Here is a 21012-nt window from a genome sequence, read left to right on the forward strand (position 1 = left end):
AAAAACTTTCAGCGTTCAAAGATAGGAAGATATTTGAGTGAATTTGGTCTGATTTTCTTATTTTCTGCCAAAATCCGCCGGAATCTCCCCCCATTCTTTCGTTTCCCATTTCAAGATACGTGTGGTGTAGGTATTCTCCCTCAGCCACTTTTCCGCCCGTTCTATCAGCAGGAACAATTCTTCGGTTTCTTCGGTACGGGGAAGTTTGGTCTTGCATTTTTTCTGGCGTACCCAACTGATGGCATTGACGCTGTCGCTATAAATAGGCATATCGAATCCTTTTTGTTTCAATAGCGCCAGTCCGTGCACGATGGCCAGGAACTCACCGATATTGTTCGTCCCTTTCATCGGTCCGAAGTGGAAGATTTGCTGCCGGCTGGCAATGTGTACCCCACGATATTCCATGGGGCCGGGATTGCCGCTGCAAGCAGCGTCGACTGCCAGGCTGTTGTCAATCACGCAAGCAGGCAATGTGTCCGGAGAAGCTTTTGTTCCGCTTGGTTTAGCTTTCGCGTTTTTGCCGATATAGGCGTAGGGAGACATGGTGAGTGCCCGCTCGGCTTCTTCGCGAGTATCGAATGATTTGTATTTGGCGGCTTCGTATCCTTTGATTTGAAGCTGGCAATCCGTCCAGGAGGTGTAAATTCCGGGCGTGACGCCTTCCCATACTACGTAGAATTTCTGTTTAGCCATTTTTTGACGATGAATTAAATAGGGTCAATGAATTGACGGTGCGAAGGTACAAATATATTCTCTAACTGAACAAGTTAGAGGCGCTACTTGTTATAAAAAAAAGAGAGTTTAAGAATATGAACTAAAGAAAGGAGCTATCATGGAAAAATCTTTTAGCGAGGCTTTAAAACAACGTCGGACTTACTATTCAATTACTAATCAGTCGCCTATACCGGATCAGGAGATAGAGTGTATCATCAATATGACAGTGCGCCACGTGCCGTCGGCATTCAATTCACAGACTACACGCGTAGTCTTGCTGTTGGGAGAATCTCACAAGAAATTGTGGCAGATTGTAAAGGATGCGTTGAAGAAGATTGTGCCGGCCGAGGCTTTCGTAAAGACAGAAGAGAAAATAGATAATTCATTTGCCTGCGGGTATGGAACCGTTTTGTTCTTTGAAGACCAGAAAGCGGTCAAAGGACTTCAGGAGGCTTTCCCGTCTTATCAGGAAAACTTTCCGGGATGGTCATTGCAGACTTCGGCAATGCATCAACTCGCTATATGGGTAATGCTCGAAGATGTAGGTTTCGGAGCGTCGCTGCAACATTATAATCCGTTGATTGACGAAGAAGTGCGCCGCGCATGGAATTTGCCGGAACACTGGCATTTAATTGCGGAAATGCCGTTCGGGCTTCCTACCGCCCAACCGGGGGAAAAAGAATTCCAGCCGTTGGAAGAACGGGTGAAAGTTTTCAAATAATGAATTAAATGACTAATTTTGTGAGCAAAATTAGTCATTTATGGTTCGTATCTTCCTTACCGGCTATATGGGTGCCGGAAAAACGACGTTGGGCAAGGCTTTTGCCCGTAAGATGAATGTACCGTTCATTGATTTGGACTGGTATATCGAAGAGCGTTTTCACAGAACTGTTGGAGAATTATTCACCGAACGGGGCGAAACAGGATTCAGGGAACTGGAAAGGAGCATGCTCCATGAAGTAGCCGAGTTTGAGAATGTGGTAATTTCTACGGGAGGTGGAGCGCCTTGTTTTTTTGATAACATGGAATTTATGAACCGGGTGGGGAAGACGGTTTTCCTTGATGTGCATCCCGATGTGTTGTTCAGGCGCTTGCGTGTAGCCAAACAGCAACGTCCCATTCTTCAGGGAAAAGAGGATGACGAACTGAAAGCGTTCATTGTGCAGGCGTTGGAGAAACGCGCTCCTTTCTATACTCAGGCACAGTATGTCTTCAATGCCGACGAATTGGAAGACCGTTGGCAGATTGCCGCTTCCGTTCAGCGTTTGCAACAACTTCTCGGATTATAAAAATAGAATTTTTGCATAATTACAGGCACGGATTACGCGGATTTCACGGTTCCTCTAAATATATGTATTGTAGAGCGACAGTGTAATCTGTGTAATCCGTGCCTGAATCGTGTATCAGACTTTATCTTTTTTGATTCTCTTTTTTGTTCATTCGGTCAATATTTGTACCTTGGCGCTCGTTACGAGATTTATAATATAAAAACAAGGTAAAAAACCTACATCATGGAAACATTAAAAGAGAATTTTGAGAGATTATCTGCTAAAATTAAGACTTCAGGAAAACCTGCTGCGGCATGGTTCCCGCAATACACGACGACTTCATTATTGAATGCTGAAAACTGGTGGGAGGCATTGGCTGTGTGCGAATATGCTTTGGATACCCGGGAAGACGAGAAACTGACGGAAGATTTCTTTGAACTGATATTCAGTGCGTTCGACTGTAATGTCGAGGTCGATCTCAACGAAGAAGAATATGAATTCTGGTGGGAGAAGGTGATGCAGGTATGCGACCGTGTGGCTGTATTCAGCGGTGCGGGGTGGGCACAGAAAGGTGCCCAGTATTCCGAAGCCCGCTGCGGAAAACGTGATATGAGTTATTTGTTCCCATTCTACGAAAAAGCTGCCGATATGGGGTGGGCGGAAGCGGAAGCGACCGTTGCTTATTGGAAATTTATGGGATTTTATTGCGAACAGGATAAGGAAGAAGGTGAACGTCGTTTTGCGGCTCTTTCTTCTCCCGAAGCTCTGTTGTGGGGAAAACATTATCGTGCTTTTGCCGAGGAATTTACAGGCAATAAAGAGAAAGCGTTGCAGATACGTCAGGAATTGTTGGACGAGCTGCCCGAAGGACATCGTTTGCGTGCCCATACCTATGCTGCGCTGGGAGATGCACTCGACAGGGAAGAGGGGAATGTGGCGGAAGAAGCTGCTTGTTATGAGAAATCATTGGAGATAGTTCCGAATTTATATACTCTTAAAAATCTGGGTACGCTTTATTTCCGTTATCCGGAACTGGGCAAACCGAAAGAACTGGCCTTTGAACTTTGGGAAAAGGCCTGGCGTGCCGGTGTGTGGTCTGCTGCTGGCTTCCTGGGATATAATTATCAGGAAGAAGAGTGGCTGGATATGCCCAAAGCGATTGAATGGTTGGAAAAGGGAGTGCTCTATTGCGAGTTGTATAGTGCGTATGAGTTGGCACTGATTTACTTGTACAATGATGACTATAAGAATGTGAAACGGGGGCTGGCGTGTCTTGAGGCATGTGTGGCAGATGATTATGTGCCGGGTATCGAGGGACTGGCAAACGTGTACTTCAACGGTGATTTGGTGGAAGAGGACATGAGCCGTGCGAAAGAGTTGCTGGAGAAGGCTGTTGGGCTGGGTTCGGGAAATGCAGCCTATCGTTTGGGATGGATGTATGAACGCGGCTTCTTGTCCGAAGAACCGGATTATGTCAAAGCAATGGAGTATTATGAGAAAGCGGCTTCGATGGAAAATGCTGACGGATACTGCCGTGCGGCTCTTTATCTGGCAAACGGGTATGGTGGTGTGACGGATGCCGTGAAATCAAGGGAATATTATGAGAAAGCGGCTGAGTTGGGCTCCTGTTTTGCTTTGGTAGAGTTGTCGTTCTTATATGAGAATGGTGACGGAGTGGAGGAGAGTTATGAAAAAGCTTTTGAACTGTGCAGCAAGGCTGCCGGTGAGGGTTATCCTTATGCTATGTTCCGTGTAGGGCTTTATCTGGAAAAAGGTGTTCTAGGTGAAGCGCGGCCGGAAGAGGCTTTCGGATGGTATATAAAAGCTGCCGAAGCAGGTGATACGGATGCGATTTTTGCGTTGGGACGTTGCTATAAGCATGGGCTCGGTACGGAAGAGGACTTCGACAAGGCGCTTGAATGGTTCTCCAAAGGGGTGGAAAAGAATGAAGCCCGCTGTCTGACTGAGTTGGGGCTGGCTTATGAGAATGGTAACGGAGTGGAAGAGAACCCGCAAAAGGCTGTGGAATATATGACGCAGGCGGCGGAGCAGAATTATGGTTACGCCCAGTTTAAAATGGGGGATTACAACTTCTTCGGTTACGGCTCCTGCCTGGAAGATAACAAGAAGGCCGTAGAGTGGTATGAAAAGGCGGTTGCCAATCAAGTTCCTATGGCTATGATACGTATGGGTGAGTATTACCTGTATGATTATGACAGGCTGAATGAGTCGGAAAAGGCTTACTCGTATTTCAAAAAAGCTGCCGATGAGTATAAATGGTACAGCGAAGGGCTGGGTATCTGTTATGAGATGGGTATCGGAGTGGAAGATAATGAGACGGAAGCCTTCAAATATTACACACTAGCTGCGGATAGCGGGAATGTGGCAAGTATGTATCGCACCGGACTTTGTTATTATAATGGAGTAGGCGTGAAGGAGAATTACGCCGAGGCCTATCGCTGGTTTGCGGATGCGGCGGGTAACGAGAATGTCGGCGCGACTTATTATCTCGGCAAGATGCTGATGTACGGCGAAGGTTGCACGCCCGATCCGGAAACGGCTGTACAATGGTTGATGAAAGCTGCCGAAAAGAATAACGATAAAGCACAGTTCGAACTTGGAAACGCCTATCTGATGGGAAATGGTGTAGAGGAAAATGACGAGATTGCTATGGAGTGGTTCGAGAAGGCTGCCGAGAACGGCAATGAGAAAGCTCTTAAAATCACCGGAAGAAGGAGAAAATAAGAAAGGAACATGGAGAAAGAAGAAAATAATTTGTTCCAGGTCAACCTGAAGGGGATGATTGCCCTGTTGTCGGAACATATTTATAGTAATCCGAATACTTTTGTCCGGGAGTTATTGCAGAATTGTGTGGATGCCATCACGGCACTGCGCAATATTGACGAGAATTATGCTGGCCGTATTGATGTCTTCCTGAATGATGATAAAACGGTGATATTCCGGGACAATGGAATCGGGCTGAAAGAAGAGGAGGTGCACCGCTTCCTTACTATTATCGGAGAAAGTTCGAAACGGGATACGCCCGATGCGGATGACTTTATAGGCAGGTTCGGTATCGGACTGTTGTCCTGTTTTGTGGTTACCAATGAGATTAGGGTGGAAAGCCGCTCTGCAATGGGCGGGCAGGCTGTCCGCTGGTGTGGAAAGGTGGACGGCACGTACGAGCTGGCTTTGTCTGACGAGGAGCAGTCAATCGGTTCGCAGGTGGTGTTGCATCCCAAAAGTGACTGGATGCATCTTTTTGAGTACGAGATGTTTAAAAAGATACTGGTCAATTATGGCGAGGTGTTGCCTTATCCCATTTACCTGCATTATCAAGGTGAAGAGGAGCTGGTGAATACGCCTTCGCCTGTCTGGCTCGATCCGAAATCGCCCCGTAAGGAGTTGCTCGATTATGGGGTGAAGGCTTTCCAGTCGTCCGCCCTCGATGCTTTCAGGATACGTACTGAAAGCGGGCGCGTGGAAGGAGTGCTTTATGTCTTGCCTTTCCGTACGCAGTTTTCCGTGCGCAATTCGCATAAGGTATATCTGAAACGTATGCTGCTGAGCGAGGACGACTGCAATCTGCTGCCACCGTGGGCATTCTTTATCCGTTGTCTGGTGAATGCGGACGGGCTGTTGTCTACCGCTTCGCGGGAGTCTTTGGTGAGCAATGATTTGCTGAAGGATGCCCGGAAGGAGATTGGAGCAGCTATCAAGGATTACTTGCGGGGACTGGTGCAGAATAACCGTACCATGTTCAATAAGATTATGGATGTTCATCATTTCCATATCAAGGCGATTGCTTCGGAAGACAATGAATTGCTCCGCTTGTTTATGGATTATCTTCCTTTTGAGACGAATAAGGGAATACGTAGTTTCGGAAGTATCCGTTCGGCGGGCAATGTGATATGCTTTACCCGGAATCTGGAAGATTTCCGGCAAGTACGGCGTATCGCCGGAGCGCAAGGGTGGCTGGTTGTGAATGCCGCCTATACGTTTGATGAGGCGTTGTTGAGAAAGTATGTCCGTCTGAATCCGGAACTGACGTTGGATGAAATATCTCCTTCACGGCTGCTGGAACAGTTTGGAGAAGTGGAGTGCAGGATGGAGTTCCAGGCTTTTGAAGCAAAAGCGAATGAGCTGTTGAAGCGTTTTGGCTGTGTTTGCCGTCTGAAACATTTTACACCAGTGGATATTCCGGTGATATTTGTGGCTGAGGAGAAGGAGAATACAACGAAGAGTGCCAATAATCCGTTGGCTGCCGTGCTGGGGTCGGTGAATGCCGCAAAGCAGGTTCCGCCTACGTTGACGTTCAATGCCGATAATGAGATGGTGCGGACTTTACTGCAAATACAAGGAGACAATAAAATGTTCCAGCATGTGGTGCATATATTGTATGTGCAGTCGCTCCTGCAAGGGAAATATCCGGTGAACAGCGAGGAAATGGAACTCTTCAATCATTCGCTCAGCGAACTGATGACATCGAAAATGAATGATTTTATTAACTTCCTGAATTAATTGAAAGAATATGAGATACACGCTTGAGATACAAAAACTGCTGTTGCAGACTCAGAACGACAGCCTGCGTCCTCGTGAGAAAGCGAATCTGCTGAAAGAGGCGATTCGCATTGCGGACGAGAATGAAGATGTGGAATGGGCTACGGAGATGCGGCTCGACCTTATTTATGAACTGAATCTGCTTTCGGCGGATACGGAAGAGATTACCGTATTCTCTAAAATCCTGGATGATTATGAAAATCATAAGGACATCATCAAAGAGGATGATTTGCTGTGGAAGTATAAGTGGATATGGGCCTGCACGTTCGATGTGCCGGACATTCCGATGGAACAGGTGGAAGCGGTAGGCGAGGATTATAAAGAGCGTATTCTCCGGAACGGGTATTCTCTGCGGAGTTATTACCACCGCTGGTCGGTAGAGTGTGTATGGATGCGGCAGTATGACAAGGCGAAAGAGTATATCGACAAGATGCTGGCTGAGAAGATTGACGGCCAGTCGTGTGAAGCCTGTGAACTGAACTTTATGCTGGATTATTTTCTGGAGACGGGACAGTTTGATGAGGCTTACAGCCGGGCGCAGCCGTTGATTAACAAGCAGGTGACCTGTTATGAGGCCAACCTTCGTGCTTATCTGAAACTTTCTTATTATGCGCTGAAAGCCGGCAAGCCGGAGATTGCCGCCGATATGTGTGCACGTGCCGAAGAGGCGCTGGCGGGAAGAGAAAAGGATGAGTACTTATTGTCATACATGGGGCTGTTTGTCGCTTATAACATGATGACGAAGCCGGAAAGGGGTTGGGAGTATGTAGAACGTTGCACGGACTGGAGCTTGCGCAGCAATTCGCTGAAGAAATATCGTTTCTCGTGTGACATGGTGGAAACCTTGAAATATGCAGACCGTCAGGAAGTCCGGCTCTCTTTGCCGGAAGAGTTTCCTCTTTATCGTGCGGACGGGGTCTATGCCGTTTCCGAGCTTCGCGATTATTTCTATCAGCAGGCTGCCGATTTGGCACAAAGATATGATGCCCGTAACGGAAATAGCGGATATACAGACCGATTGAAAGAAATTGTGTCCAATTAATTGGCAACATGTAGATTAATCTGTATTTTTGCCGTCCAATTATTTACTAAAAACACCGAATTACAGAAAAATGAGAAAGTGGCGTATTGAAGATTCTGAGGAGCTCTACAACATCACAGGTTGGGGAACCTCGTACTTTAGTATTAATGACAAAGGTCATGTTGTTGTTACACCGCGTAAGGATGGAGTGGCTGTCGACTTGAAAGAACTGGTCGATGAGTTACAACTGCGGGATGTGGCATCTCCCATGCTGTTGCGTTTTCCGGATATTCTGGACAACCGTATCGAAAAGATGTCGTCCTGTTTCAAGCAGGCGGCGGAAGAATACGGGTATAAAGCCCAGAATTTTATTATCTATCCGATTAAAGTCAATCAGATGCGCCCCGTGGTGGAAGAGATTATCAGTCATGGAAAGAAGTTCAATCTCGGACTTGAGGCCGGTTCCAAACCGGAACTTCATGCGGTGATTGCTGTCAATACGGACTCTGACTCATTGATTGTCTGCAACGGTTATAAGGACGAAAGTTATATTGAACTGGCTTTGCTTGCGCAGAAGATGGGCAAGCGTATCTTCCTCGTTGTGGAGAAGATGAACGAGTTGAAGCTGATTGCCAAGATGGCGAAGCAACTCAATGTGCAGCCCAATATCGGTATCCGCATCAAACTGGCTTCTTCCGGCAGTGGTAAGTGGGAGGAATCGGGCGGTGATGCCAGCAAATTCGGCCTGACTTCCAGTGAGCTTCTCGAAGCACTCGATTTTCTTGAAAGCAAAGGAATGAAGGAGTGCCTGAAGCTGATTCATTTCCATATCGGTAGTCAGGTGACGAAGATCCGCCGTATCAAGACGGCTTTGCGTGAAGCGTCACAGTTCTATGTGCAGCTTCATTCGATGGGGTTCAACGTGGAGTTTGTGGATATTGGCGGCGGATTGGGGGTTGATTACGACGGTACCCGTTCGTCAAACAGTGAGGGCAGCGTGAATTATTCCATCCAGGAGTATGTGAACGACTCAATCTCTACTTTGGTGGACGTGAGTGATAAGAACGGCATCCCGCATCCGAATATCATTACGGAAAGTGGACGAGCATTGACAGCACATCACTCGGTGCTTATCTTTGAGGTGCTCGAAACGGCTACTTTGCCGGAATGGGATGACGAAGAGGAAATTGCTCCTGACGCGCACGAACTGGTGCAGGAACTATATGGTATATGGGATTCGCTGAATCAGAACAAGATGTTGGAAGCATGGCACGATGCCCAGCAGATTAGGGAAGAAGCGTTGGATTTGTTCAGCCACGGAATTGTGGATTTGAAAACCCGTGCGCAAATCGAGCGTCTGTACTGGTCTATCACGCGTGAGATTAATCAGATTGCCGGTGGTTTGAAACATGCGCCTGATGAATTTCGTGGATTGTCCAAATTGTTGGCAGACAAGTATTTCTGCAATTTCTCGCTGTTCCAGTCTCTTCCAGACTCTTGGGCGATTGACCAGATTTTCCCGATTATGCCTATTCAGCGGTTGGATGAAAAACCGGAACGCTCGGCTACCTTGCAGGATATTACGTGCGACTCGGACGGTAAGATTGCAAACTTTATCTCTACACGCAATGTGGCTCATTACCTGCCTGTGCACAGTCTGAAGAAAACAGAGCCTTATTATTTAGCTGTTTTCCTGGTGGGGGCTTATCAGGAGATTCTGGGAGATATGCATAATCTGTTCGGTGATACGAATGCCGTGCATGTTTCTGTGAATGAGAAAGGATATAATATAGAACAGATTATTGACGGAGAAACGGTGGCGGAAGTATTGGACTATGTACAGTATAATCCGAAGAAGCTGGTGCGTACGCTCGAAACTTGGGTTACGAAATCAGTGAAAGAAGGTAAGATTTCCCTGGAAGAAGGGAAAGAGTTCCTTTCCAACTATCGTTCGGGACTTTACGGATATACGTACTTAGAATAACCCGGCAAGGCGCCGGAACCGGATTCTTCATTCGGTGAACTTATTAGAAATTAATAAATGAGAGAAAAACTAACAGTTATTAAGGTGGGTGGCAAAATCGTAGAAGAGGACGCCACCCTTCGTCAGTTGTTAAACGACTTTGCCGCTATCAACGGCCATAAGGTGCTGGTTCACGGTGGCGGCCGTTCGGCTACAAAGATTGCCGCGCAACTGGGAATAGAAAGTAAAATGGTAAATGGCCGCCGTATTACTGATGCGGAGACGCTGAAAGTGGTGACGATGGTATATGGCGGTCTGGTGAATAAGAGTGTCGTTGCCGGGCTGCAGGCTCGTGGAGTCAATGCGCTGGGGCTGACCGGAGCGGATATGAATGTAATCCGTTCGGTGAAACGTCCGGTGAAAGACGTGGATTACGGTTTTGTCGGTGATGTGGAAAAGGTGGATGCTACTTTGTTGTCGGACTTGATACACAAAGGAGTCGTTCCGGTGATGGCGCCGCTGACACATGACGGACAAGGCAATATGCTGAATACCAATGCGGATACCATTGCCGGAGAGACGGCGAAGGCTCTATCGGCTCTGTTTGACGTAACGTTGGTCTATTGCTTCGAGAAGAAAGGCGTGTTGCGTGACGAGAATGATGATGATAGCGTGATTCCTCAGATTACCCGTGCGGAATTCGAACAATACATAGCTGACGGCGTTATTCAAGGTGGCATGATTCCTAAACTGGAGAACTCTTTTGATGCAATAAATGCGGGAGTGTCCGAAGTGATAATTACCTTAGCATCAGCGATTAACGGTAACGGTGGAACAAGAATAAAAAAATAATTCAAAAAAAAGTAGTGGGCGACTGTAACTTTTCATATCCTAGCCCGTCATTATTATAGAGATGCAAGAAATCAGCTTCCGAAACGATATTTTGCCGTTGAAGGACAAACTCTTTCGATTGGCGCTCAGAATCACCCTGGATAGGGCAGAAGCCGAGGATGTCGTTCAGGACACCATGATAAGAGTGTGGAGCAAGCGGGATGAGTGGTCGCAATTTGAATCGGTTGAAGCCTATTGCCTGATAGTGGCAAAGAACCTTGCGATAGACCGGAGTCAGAAGAAAGAGGCTCAAAACGTGGAACTCACCCCCGAAATGGAGGAAGAACCTGATGCAAACAGTCCGTACGATCGGATGATTCATGATGAAAAAATGAACATCATCAATAGGTTGGTCAACGAACTTCCCGAAAAACAGCGGCTTATCATGCAACTGAGGGACATTGAAGGTGAAAGCTATAAAAAAATTGCAACCCTGCTGAATCTGACAGAGGAACAAGTCAAAGTGAATCTCTTCAGAGCCAGGCAAAAGGTAAAACAAAGGTATTTAGAAATTGACGAATATGGATTATAAGGATATAGAACAGCTCCTGGAGCGATACTGGCAATGCGAAACTTCTGTCGAGGAGGAAGCGGTATTGCGCAACTTCTTCTCGAAAGAAGACGTACCGGCTCATTTGCTCCGCTATAAGAACTTGTTTGTTTATCAGCAGGTTCAGCAGGAAGTAGGGCTGGGCGAAGACTTTGACGCTCGTATTCTGGCAGAGGTGGAGCCTGTGGTCGTAAAAGCAAAACGCTTGACACTGACCGGCCGTTTTATCCCTCTGTTTAAGGCCGCTGCCGTAATTGCAATCATCCTTTCACTGGGGAATGTGGCACAACATTCTTTCTCCGGTGATGACGGAAGTATATTGGCAACGGATACCATTGGTAAACAAGTAACAGCACCGTCGGTCGCCATCTCGAATGATGTGAAAGCCGACCAGGTTCTCGCTGACAGTCTGGCGAGGATTAATCACAAGGTGCAGGTTATGAACGAATAGACATTTTCATTTGCTTTAAACATATAATATAGTTAGTGTGCTTAATTAAAACAACAACGAAAGCGAAACTGTGAAGTTTTCAATTCTCTCAAATTTTTAGATAAAAACTAACTAAATAAATGGGCTACCGCGTGATGCAGTAGCCCTTTTATGTTTTTCGGGGTTTTGGGCTTAACAAATCAATCCTTGCTTAAATTTGAATTATCATTCAATTGTGATGCAACACTTAGCATAAATGTATAATAATGGTGTAACGTGCATTATTGATTCATTGATTAATATAAAATGGTATATCGCTAAATAATTAACATACATTCTATTGCGTATTTACATATATTATATATATTTGTACCGTTAACCCACAAACTCATACCAAAATGGAAACAAACAATTATTATGTAGTTATTCTTGATGACTTGAAATTCTGCAATTCTTTATCTGAAACATAATTCGCAATTACACGTGTAAATATTGATATCTCTTAGTCGTTAAAACACTTTTTAATTTTAAATTTAATATTGAATGAAAACAAATCTGAATCGCAAAGGTCTCTGTCTGCTTTTTAGCTTGTTGTTACTTGCAAGTGGTGGGAGTGCATATGCATTTGATTCTCATCCCGTCAGTCAAGTACAAGACAATGTAATCAGTGTTTCCGGTACTGTAAAAGATACCAAGGGAGAGCCGCTGATTGGTGTAAGTGTGCTGGTGAAAGGCACTACTAATGGCACCGTAACTGACCTGGAAGGAAACTTCTCCTTAAAAGTTTCTGTTGGTGATATCCTTGAATTCTCGTATATTGGTTATGCAAGTCAGTCAGTAACAGTGGCAAACTCTAAACTCCTGAACATTGTTTTGGGTGAAGATACACAGACGCTGAATGAAGTTGTTGTTACAGCATTGGGTATCAAACGTGCAGAGAAAGCGCTGAGTTACAATGTACAGCAAATAAAATCAGATGAGCTGGTACGTACAAAAGACGCTAACTTTGTTAACTCACTTAACGGTAAAATTGCCGGTGTTACCATAAATAAAAGTGCCAGTGGTGCTGGAGGTTCTGCACGTGTTATAATGCGTGGTGCCAAGTCAATTGAAGGTGACAACGGTGCGCTGTATGTAGTAGATGGTATTCCTTTGTTCAATACGACTCTGGGGTCTGGTAGTGATGTTCTGGGTGAAGGAAGAGCTACGACTGAAGGTATTGCTGACTTTAATCCGGAAGATATAGAAAGTATATCTGTATTGAGTGGCCCGTCAGCAGCTGCATTGTATGGTAGTAGTGCAGCAAACGGAGTTATCTTAATTAATACGAAAAAAGGGAAAGAAGGGAAATTATCCATTTCGTTCTCTTCTTCTACAGAGTTCAGTAAAGCGTATATGACTCCTGAGTTTCAGACTACTTACAGAAACAAAGATGGCATATACGAAAGCTGGGGTGACCAGATGACCACCCCAACTTCATACGATCCTAAGAATGACTTCTTCAATACCGGAACAAACCTTATCAATTCGTTGACTTTGACTACCGGCACTAAGCAAAACCAGACTTTTGCCTCCATCTCGTCAACTAATTCTAAAGGAATTGTACCTAATAATACGTACGACCGTTTGAACTTTACCTTCCGCAATACGTCTACATTCCTCAATGACAAATTGCAAATGGATTTAGGAGCATCTTATGTGAAACAAAAAGACCAGAACATGGTTTCACAGGGACAATACTGGAATCCAATTATGGCGGCTTATTTGTTTCCTCGTGGTGAAAGTTGGGAGGGAATCAAGACATTTGAACGCGAAAATCCTGGTAGAAACATTTCAGAGCAGTATTGGCCGGTAAGTGAAAGTACTTATGCTTCACAAAATCCTTATTGGACAGCCTATCGAAATGTAGCCCCAAGTGAAAAGAGCCGTTACATGTTCAATGTTGGCTTGACATACAAGATTTTTGATTGGATAAACGTAGCAGCTCGCTACCGTATGGATGATTCATACATCGACTTCGATCGGCAAATATATGCATCTTCTGATGACGTATTTACCGAAGGTTCTAAAAAGGGTTTGTATGAATACAACACCTACAAAGACCGTCAGGAGTATGCAGATTTTATGGTAAACATTAGCAAGCAGATTAAAGACTTCAACCTCTCTGCCAACTTGGGGTATAGTTACTCTAATTATTGGGCAAAGTCAAGAGGTTACAGAGGCCCGTTGTTGTTAGTGCCTAATATGTTTGCAGCCAGTAACATTGATTCTAGTAAGGGACGTGTGATAGAGAAGGAAGGCGATAGCCGTGTTCGTAATAATGCCATCTTTGCCAATGTGGAATTGGGATATAGGAGTATGTTATATCTGACATTGACCGGGCGTAATGATTGGAACTCCCGTTTGGTTAATACCAATGAAGAATCGTTCTTTTACCCTTCAGTTGGTTTGTCCGCTATTGTTAGTGAGATGGTTGAGCTGCCTAAATTCATATCTTATTTGAAAGTACGTGGTTCCTATACAGAAGTAGGAGCACCTATTTCCAGATCTGGGTTGACTCCGGGTACTGTCACCACTCCTATTACCGGAGGAGGCCTCATAGAAAATCAAATTTATCCGTTTACAGATTTTAAAGCAGAACGTACTCGTTCTTATGAGTTTGGATTGAATTTCCGCCTGTGGAACAAGTTGAGTGCGGAAGTTACTTATTATAAATCGAATACTTATAATCAGACTTTCCTCGGTGACCTACCCGAATATTCTGGTTACAAACAAATTTATCTGCAAGCCGGAAATGTAGAAAACCGTGGCTGGGAAGTCTCTTTGGGCTACAATGACAAATTCGGTGATTTCGGGATTTCTTCCAATCTGACATTCTCACGTAACGTCAATGAGATTAAGGAAATGGTAGAAAACTACCGTACAGAGATTAGTCTGGAGCCTATCAATATTCCCGAAGTACGGAAAGAAAATGGACGCACACTATTGAAAGTAGGTGGTAGCATCCATGATATTTACGCAGACAGATTCTTAAAGAAAGACAGCCAGGGATTCGTAGATATTAAAGAAGATGGTGCGTATGGAATGGAGAACATAGAACCGGTATTCCTGGGTAAGACTACCCCCGATTTCAATATGGGATGGAACAACTCATTCTTTTATAAAGGCTTCGGACTAAGCTTTCTTATTAACGGGCGTTTCGGTGGTGTAGTAACTTCATCTACAGAAGCTCTTCTCGATCGCTTTGGGGTATCAAAGGTATCAGGAGAGGCTCGCGATCAGAGTGGTGTATTGCTTCCAGGGCAAGGACGTGTGGATGCGGAAACATATTATAAGATGATTGGAACGGGTGAGTACAGCACTTCCGGTTATTATGTGTATAGTGCGACAAACATCCGCTTGCAAGAACTCACATTGAGTTATATATTCCCCAACTCATGGTTCAAGAATGTATTGAGAGATGTTACTCTGTCGTTCACTGCCAACAATCCATGGATGCTCTACTGTAAAGCTCCTTTCGATCCGGAATTGACTCCATCTGTGGGAACTTACGGTCAAGGTAATGACTATTTCATGCAACCAAGTGTAAGAAGCTTCGGCTTTGGTATTAAAGTAAAATTATAATGCAACCATGAAAAAGATAAATCAATATAAGCTACTGATGTTTTTGGGCATATTGCCATTACTGACATCTTGTGATTACGAAAAAATAAACACCAACCCGTATGAAGTGACCGATGATATGTCTAAGCGAGACGGTATTGCTGTGGGAGGTTCTATTACAGGGCTAGCCAGACAAGTCTTTCCGGTGGGAACTGTGGCAAACAGTACAGACATATATAATGAGTATCAAATAGCATTCAATCTGTCTGCCGATATGTGGAGCGGATACTTCAGCCAAAATAAAACTTGGGACGGTGGTAACGACCACAGTTCTTTTTATCTGAAAGATGATTGGATTGCGGCTACATATACAAGTACCTATACCAAAGCATTTTCTCCATGGAGAAAAATAAAACTAAATACCGAGAAGACTGGGGCTACGGAAATGTTTGCATTGGCGCAGATTTTGAAGATTTCATGCTGGTATAAAACTCTTGAAAGTTTTGGTCCCATCCCTTATAAGCATGCGGGAGAAGCCGCTTTAGTGATTCCGTTTGACACTGAAGAAGAGGTGTATGATGCCATATTTGCGGATTTACAGGAGGCTATAACTAATCTGACTCCCCTGGCAGAAGCCGGAGGTAAAATAGCTGAAGATTTCGACCCTGTATATGCGGGAAGTGTGAATAAATGGGTGAAATACGCTAACTCGTTGATGTTACGTTTAGCCATACGCTTAAAATATTGTGCTCCGGATAAGGCCAAGCAATGGGCGAAAGTTGCGTTGGAACATAGTGTAGGCGTAATGACTGCTAAAGAAGACGAAGCACAACTCAGCGTTGGTGCAGGATATACATTTGAGAATAATATCAATTATTTGGCTGCCAATTATGGCAACTGTCGCATGAGTACATCACTGTATGCATATTTGAACGGGTATAAAGATCCTCGCCTGGGCAAATATTATGCAACTTCCACAAGCAAGTATGCGCTCACGGCTTTTGATAGTCAGAAGTATGCGCCGGTTCCTACCGGAAATACCAAAGAGGCTGGAACTTATCAGGACTATTCTCTGCCGAACTTTACCAATAGGACACCGACTTATTGGATGCGTGCATCAGAAATGTATTTCTTGAAAGCTGAAGCGGCATTGGAATGGCCGGGAGAAGGTTTTGGTGATGCAGAAACACTGTATAAGCAAGGAATCCAGATGTCATTTGAGGAAAATGATCTTGCTACAAACGTGGATACCTACATTGCTTCGGCAGGTGTACCTGTGGCAATATCGATTTCATCACCGGCGGATAATACATATACACGTCCTGCACCGACTGAGGCTACTCCTAAGTTTACAGGAACTAAAGAAGAAAAGTTGGAAAAAATCATGATTCAAAAATGGATTGCCCTCTTCCCTAACGGACAAGAAGCTTGGACGGAATGGAGGAGAACGGGATATCCAAAGTTAAATACGGTGCAAGTCAACAATGGAAATGATATTAGTGATATAAAGGGAATCCGGCGGATGGTTTATCCGAGAAGTTTCTCTCAGTCCAAAGAAGACAGAGCTAATTATCAAGATGCTGTAAGCAAATTGGGAGCAGGTGGAGATAAAGCAACTACGGACTTATGGTGGGTTCGCAAATAACAAACTTATTGAATATTCATATTATGAAAGTATTGAAGAGACTCTTATATATGATTCCTCTTGTGGGAATGATATTCACATCATGTACGGATGTGGAAAGATTGGATTTTGAACACATCGGCGGTTACAACACGATGAATAATGGAGAAAGCGAAGCATATTATGCTAATCTGCGTGCATACAAAGAAACTGCAAATGACTACAATCGTCCTGTAGCTTTTGGCTGGTTCTCTAACTGGGCGCCGGCGGGAGTTATAAGAAAGGGCTATTTAAGTTCTGTGCCCGACAGTATGGATATTGTATCCATGTGGAGTGGTGCTCCGGGAAGATACGAAATAACAGAAGCGCAAAAGGAGGACAAAGAGTTTGTGCAGAAAGTGAAAGGTATCAAGTTGCTGGAAGTAAGTTTGCTCTCTCATTTGGGAAAAGGAAGAACTCCCGAACGGATTTATGAAGAGGTAGAGAAACAGGCCGAAGAAGAAGGATGGTCTGCCGACCAACTGAAAGAAGCAAAAAAGAAAATACGCTGGGAGTTTTGGGGGTACACGTCTGGTGACCCTACAGCCGATGATATGAAAGAGGCTCTGATTAGATTTGCTAAAGCTCTTTGTGATTCTTTGGTTGTAAACGATTGGGATGGCTTCGATATCGATTGGGAACCGATTGGTGGTTTTAATGACAAAGATGGGACATTGACATATTCATATCTTGATCGAGAGACATACAGAACTATATATCCCAATATAATGTTTCTAGTAAAAGAAATGGGTAAATACATTGGCCCCAAAAGTGATCCGGAAGGGAAAGGACACAAATTGCTCGTCATTGACGGGTATATAAGTGATTTCGATGCAGAAATAGACGAATACGTGGACTATTGGATTACACAGTCTTATAGTCACAGTTCGCCTGATCAAACTCCTCTAAGTAAAAACTATAAAAAGCTGATCATCACGGAAAACTTTGAATCTTCAGCTTCAGACGGCGGGCAGTTATTGGGTCAAGCTAGATGGATGCCTCAAGAAGGATATAAAGGTGGTGTAGGTGCATATCGTTTTGACAACGACTATGGCAACAACCCTGACTATAAATGGATGCGCCAAGCTATACAAATTAATCAACAGGTATTTAACGAATGGAAAGATAGCCAAAAGACTGTCAAACCTGAAGAAAAATAATTTTCGGAATCTAATAACAAGATATAAAGAAATTATACCGATATGAATAAGAATTTACTAAAATACATAGCATGTTTTGCCATTGGAACGTTGCTTTACAATTGCAATGAAAGTGAGGGGGACTTGTTAAAAGCCAAAGTTTATTTTGAGGAAAGCAAGGTTAGTATTGAAACATCAGATGATGATGTGCTCACTTACAACCTGCAGGCAAGAATTTCTTCTCAGCATTCTTCGCCCGTAGAAATAACTTACGCAATAGCCGATGCAAGTGCGGTAGAGGATTATAACAGCCAACATGGTACAAACTACGTAGCGTTTGACGCCTCAAAAGCAAATATGGAAACCCAGTCTGTCACCATTGGTGCGGGAGAAATTTATGCCCCTAATATAGCTGTTAAAATGAGTGGGATAAATGATGCTGAGGAAGGTAAAACATATGTATTGCCTGTATGTATCCAGTCGGCTTCCCTGCCAATCATCGACAGGTCAGGAATTACGTATTTGGTGATAAGTAAACCTGTGAAGATTACTACTGCAGGTAGTTTTTCCAGCAGCTATATACAAATCCCCGTAAGTGCAAGTACTCCCTTTACATCTATCACTTATGAAGCATTGATTAATGCGAGCCGGCTCTTCGACAATAATACGATTATGGGTACAGAAGGTACTTTAATCCTTCGTATAGGCGACCAAGCTTTACCTGACGGGCACAATGACTGGATGCAAATTGCCGGAGCAAAACAATTCCATTCTTCCCAATCTTTCACAACGAATAAATGGTATCATGTAGCATTTACTTATAACCAGCCATCAGGAAAAGCCGTGCTTTACATCAACGGAGAGAAAGTTTCCGAAAATACTTGGGATACTGCAAGTTTCGACTTATCTACCTCTCCCGGATGTTTTGTAGGAAAAGTAAAAGACTTCATGTGGGGAGAACGTCCATTCTACGGAACCATGAGCGAAGTAAGACTTTGGAGGGTGGCACGTACGGAAAATCAAATCAAGCAGAATATGCTTTCTGTTGATCCCGAATCGGATGGTCTGGCTGCTTATTATAAGCTGAATGGAACGGATTTGATCCAAAAAGATGGAATGTCGTATATCAAAGACGCTTCCGGTAATAACATGGACGGAGCGACTAACATCAGAAGCTTTAAAAAACTGGATACACCTATTAGTGTCAAGTAAAACAGTATGATCATCTTATAATCGAGAAAGAAGAATTTTATAAGATACACTGTATGTCTTGTGTGAAATAAAAGATACGGGACTCTGGAAAGGGGTTCCGTATTTTTTTACCCATTGATTTATGCTTAAATATAAAATAGGCTATAGGAGTCACTGGAATAAAAAGATTTTGTAGGAACTTCTAAAAACAAATATATTCTTAAGCTTTACACCCTATCTTTTTACTATGAAAAATGATAATCAGTTCGCCGATAATGATATTTTTATGCAACTGCTTGAAGTTAACTATTCTAAAGTGAAGGAGTTTGCCTATGGCATATTGAAGTCAGAATTTGATGCAGAAGATGTGGTTCAGGAAGTTTTTGCAAAACTTTGGGAACAACAGAGTATATGGTTGAATAATGAAAGAAAGCTTGACCCCTACCTTCTGATTATGGCTAGGAATATTGCTTTAAATATATTTAAGCACCAACAGAAAAAGATGGAATATCAGGAACGGTTTATCAAGGAGACATCCTATATAGATGATAATTTCCTTGGAGAAATCTATTATCGTGAAATGCTGCAAACTATTCATACAGTACTAAAGAAAGTTCCTGAACGAAGAAGAACTGTATTTGAACTCAGCCGTTTTCAAGGAAAAAGCCATAACGAAATAGCTGAAAGAATGAACATTTCTGTCCGTACAGTAGAACAACAGATATATTTAACACGAATAGAGCTTAGAAAGGTATTGATTAGTCTTTCTTAATCAATAAAGTATCATAAATGCCACTATAAGATCATTGCTGTTCATCGATTTCTCCTGATTGTCGAAATGCCGATCAATAAGGAGATAGCGGGTGAAAGCAAGTGGTAAATTCTGGTAAAAACAGAACATTATCGGTTTCACCTTGTCTTTTCGAAATGTCCTTTGAGCTAAAACCGATATCATTATAGCTAATCCGGATATGATTATAGCTAATGAAAATATGCTTATAGCAAATTTGGTGTCAGGTATTAATAGATAACCATCAGGTATTAACAGCCTGGATGTAAGGCGTTAATACCTTGGATTTTTCTTGTTAATAGTTGAGTTACAGCATATATAGATTCAACACATTGGGTATATATGGCCAATACGTTGGAACTATATACCGGACACACTGGCCCTATATGCCCGACAACCGATATAAATAACTTCAATAGATGAAAGCAACAACAAGGTATTTTACTTTATTTTACCCCACGCTTTCACCCGCTATCTCCTTATTCATCGATGTTTCAGAGAGAAGGTGAAACTGGTGAAATTTATGAGTCAAAAGTTTATGTTATACTTATGTGAATCAGTATCCAGTTGCTTATTGAACCATATTTTTAATAATAACATAAACAATCATGCTGGAGCATAAAATATCATCAAAGTTTTTTTTAAACTAGATATTTGAAATTATTTAATCTGCCGTATATTTTTTCGTGGAGCGTCTATTTCTTGAGGATTTCCCCGATAGGCTATATCTCCGCTTCCTGCCACGCGTACTGTCAGTTTTCCGGTGGCGTAGCAACTGATACTGCCGGAGCCGGCTGTACTGGCTGATACATTTTTTGATTTCAGCTTGTCGGCTCCAATATTCCCCGACCCTGCAATCTTATATTCGGCATTGAGGGTCTTACCACTCAGACCGATATCGCCGGAACCGGCAATACTGGCAATGCATTCTTTGCTTTCTATTTGTTGAAGCTTCACATCTCCCGATCCATTGATGGATACAGTCATTCTCCGGCATTTGAACTTTTCGCCTTTAATGTCTCCCGAACCGTTGATGCTGAGTGATATATCTTCTTTGGTCTGTATGCCATTGGCGAAGTGTATATCTCCTGAACCGTTAATCGTTAATTTATTCAGTTCCGGTGAGAATACTTTGACTTCCAGTTTACCTTTCCGGATAGTGACGTTCTTTTTATACTTTAAATTCTTATCAATTTGATGGATTAATTTGAAAGACAAACGCTTATGGA

General features: G+C 43.5%; 16 protein-coding genes. 14 read left to right on the forward strand and 2 right to left on the reverse strand.

Going from position 1 to position 21012, the window contains the following annotated elements:
- Positions 1 to 57: 57 nt before the first annotated feature.
- On the reverse strand, positions 58 to 693 hold the full coding sequence (locus RDN93_RS01630; RefSeq protein ID WP_308743924.1) for a ribonuclease H family protein: 636 nt from the start codon (positions 691 to 693) through the stop codon (positions 58 to 60).
- Between the two features lie 139 nt (positions 694 to 832).
- On the opposite strand from RDN93_RS01630, the gene RDN93_RS01635 reads away from it, so the two are divergent.
- The 14 genes from RDN93_RS01635 (at position 833) to RDN93_RS01700 (ending at position 19765) form a co-directional block, all read left to right on the forward strand.
- Positions 833 to 1435: a nitroreductase family protein gene (locus tag RDN93_RS01635; protein ID WP_308743925.1), complete on the forward strand. Its 603-nt coding sequence runs from the start codon at positions 833 to 835 to the stop codon at positions 1433 to 1435.
- A gap of 40 nt (positions 1436 to 1475) precedes the next feature.
- Complete coding sequence (locus RDN93_RS01640; RefSeq protein WP_308743926.1) at positions 1476 to 2003, forward strand: shikimate kinase; 528 nt, start codon at positions 1476 to 1478, stop codon at positions 2001 to 2003.
- Positions 2004 to 2225: 222 nt separating this feature from the next.
- Positions 2226 to 4727, forward strand: coding sequence for a hypothetical protein (locus RDN93_RS01645; RefSeq protein ID WP_308743927.1), 2502 nt, complete (start codon positions 2226 to 2228; stop codon positions 4725 to 4727).
- A gap of 9 nt (positions 4728 to 4736) precedes the next feature.
- Positions 4737 to 6503, forward strand: coding sequence for an HSP90 family protein (locus RDN93_RS01650; RefSeq protein WP_308743928.1), 1767 nt, complete (start codon positions 4737 to 4739; stop codon positions 6501 to 6503).
- Between the two features lie 10 nt (positions 6504 to 6513).
- Entirely contained in the window at positions 6514 to 7584 is a 1071-nt protein-coding gene (locus RDN93_RS01655) for a hypothetical protein (protein WP_308743929.1), read from the forward strand.
- A 70-nt stretch (positions 7585 to 7654) separates the two neighbouring features.
- On the forward strand, positions 7655 to 9547 hold the full coding sequence (gene speA, locus RDN93_RS01660) for a biosynthetic arginine decarboxylase (protein ID WP_308743930.1): 1893 nt from the start codon (positions 7655 to 7657) through the stop codon (positions 9545 to 9547).
- Between the two features lie 57 nt (positions 9548 to 9604).
- Positions 9605 to 10378 carry an acetylglutamate kinase gene (gene argB, locus RDN93_RS01665; RefSeq protein WP_308743931.1) on the forward strand — a complete coding sequence of 258 codons (774 nt, stop codon included), beginning with the start codon at positions 9605 to 9607 and terminating at the stop codon, positions 10376 to 10378.
- Positions 10379 to 10439: 61 nt separating this feature from the next.
- Positions 10440 to 10949, forward strand: a complete 510-nt coding sequence (locus tag RDN93_RS01670; protein ID WP_005682408.1) for an RNA polymerase sigma factor — start codon at positions 10440 to 10442, stop codon at positions 10947 to 10949.
- A complete protein-coding gene (locus RDN93_RS01675) occupies positions 10939 to 11418 on the forward strand; it encodes a hypothetical protein (RefSeq protein WP_308743932.1) in 480 nt (159 codons plus the stop codon). Before RDN93_RS01670 ends, RDN93_RS01675 begins: the two co-directional genes overlap by 11 nt.
- 522 nt (positions 11419 to 11940) lie before the next feature.
- The gene (locus tag RDN93_RS01680) at positions 11941 to 15021 is read left to right on the forward strand and encodes a TonB-dependent receptor (protein WP_308743933.1); all 3081 of its coding nucleotides are present in this window, start codon (positions 11941 to 11943) and stop codon (positions 15019 to 15021) included.
- Positions 15022 to 15028: 7 nt separating this feature from the next.
- Positions 15029 to 16645: a SusD/RagB family nutrient-binding outer membrane lipoprotein gene (locus RDN93_RS01685; RefSeq protein WP_308743934.1), complete on the forward strand. Its 1617-nt coding sequence runs from the start codon at positions 15029 to 15031 to the stop codon at positions 16643 to 16645.
- 23 nt (positions 16646 to 16668) lie between these two features.
- Complete coding sequence (locus tag RDN93_RS01690; protein WP_308743935.1) at positions 16669 to 17823, forward strand: glycoside hydrolase family 18; 1155 nt, start codon at positions 16669 to 16671, stop codon at positions 17821 to 17823.
- A gap of 42 nt (positions 17824 to 17865) precedes the next feature.
- Positions 17866 to 19014 carry a DUF1735 and LamG domain-containing protein gene (locus RDN93_RS01695; RefSeq protein WP_308743936.1) on the forward strand — a complete coding sequence of 383 codons (1149 nt, stop codon included), beginning with the start codon at positions 17866 to 17868 and terminating at the stop codon, positions 19012 to 19014.
- 226 nt (positions 19015 to 19240) lie between these two features.
- A complete protein-coding gene (locus RDN93_RS01700) occupies positions 19241 to 19765 on the forward strand; it encodes an RNA polymerase sigma-70 factor (protein ID WP_308743937.1) in 525 nt (174 codons plus the stop codon).
- A gap of 678 nt (positions 19766 to 20443) precedes the next feature.
- Here the strand turns inward: RDN93_RS01700 and RDN93_RS01705 are convergent.
- Positions 20444 to 21012 (reverse strand): head GIN domain-containing protein (locus RDN93_RS01705; protein ID WP_308743938.1); only part of this gene is annotated, 569 nt, incomplete at its 5' end.

It is taken from the genome of uncultured Bacteroides sp. (genome assembly GCF_902491285.1).
GTDB lineage: Bacteria > Bacteroidota > Bacteroidia > Bacteroidales > Bacteroidaceae > Bacteroides.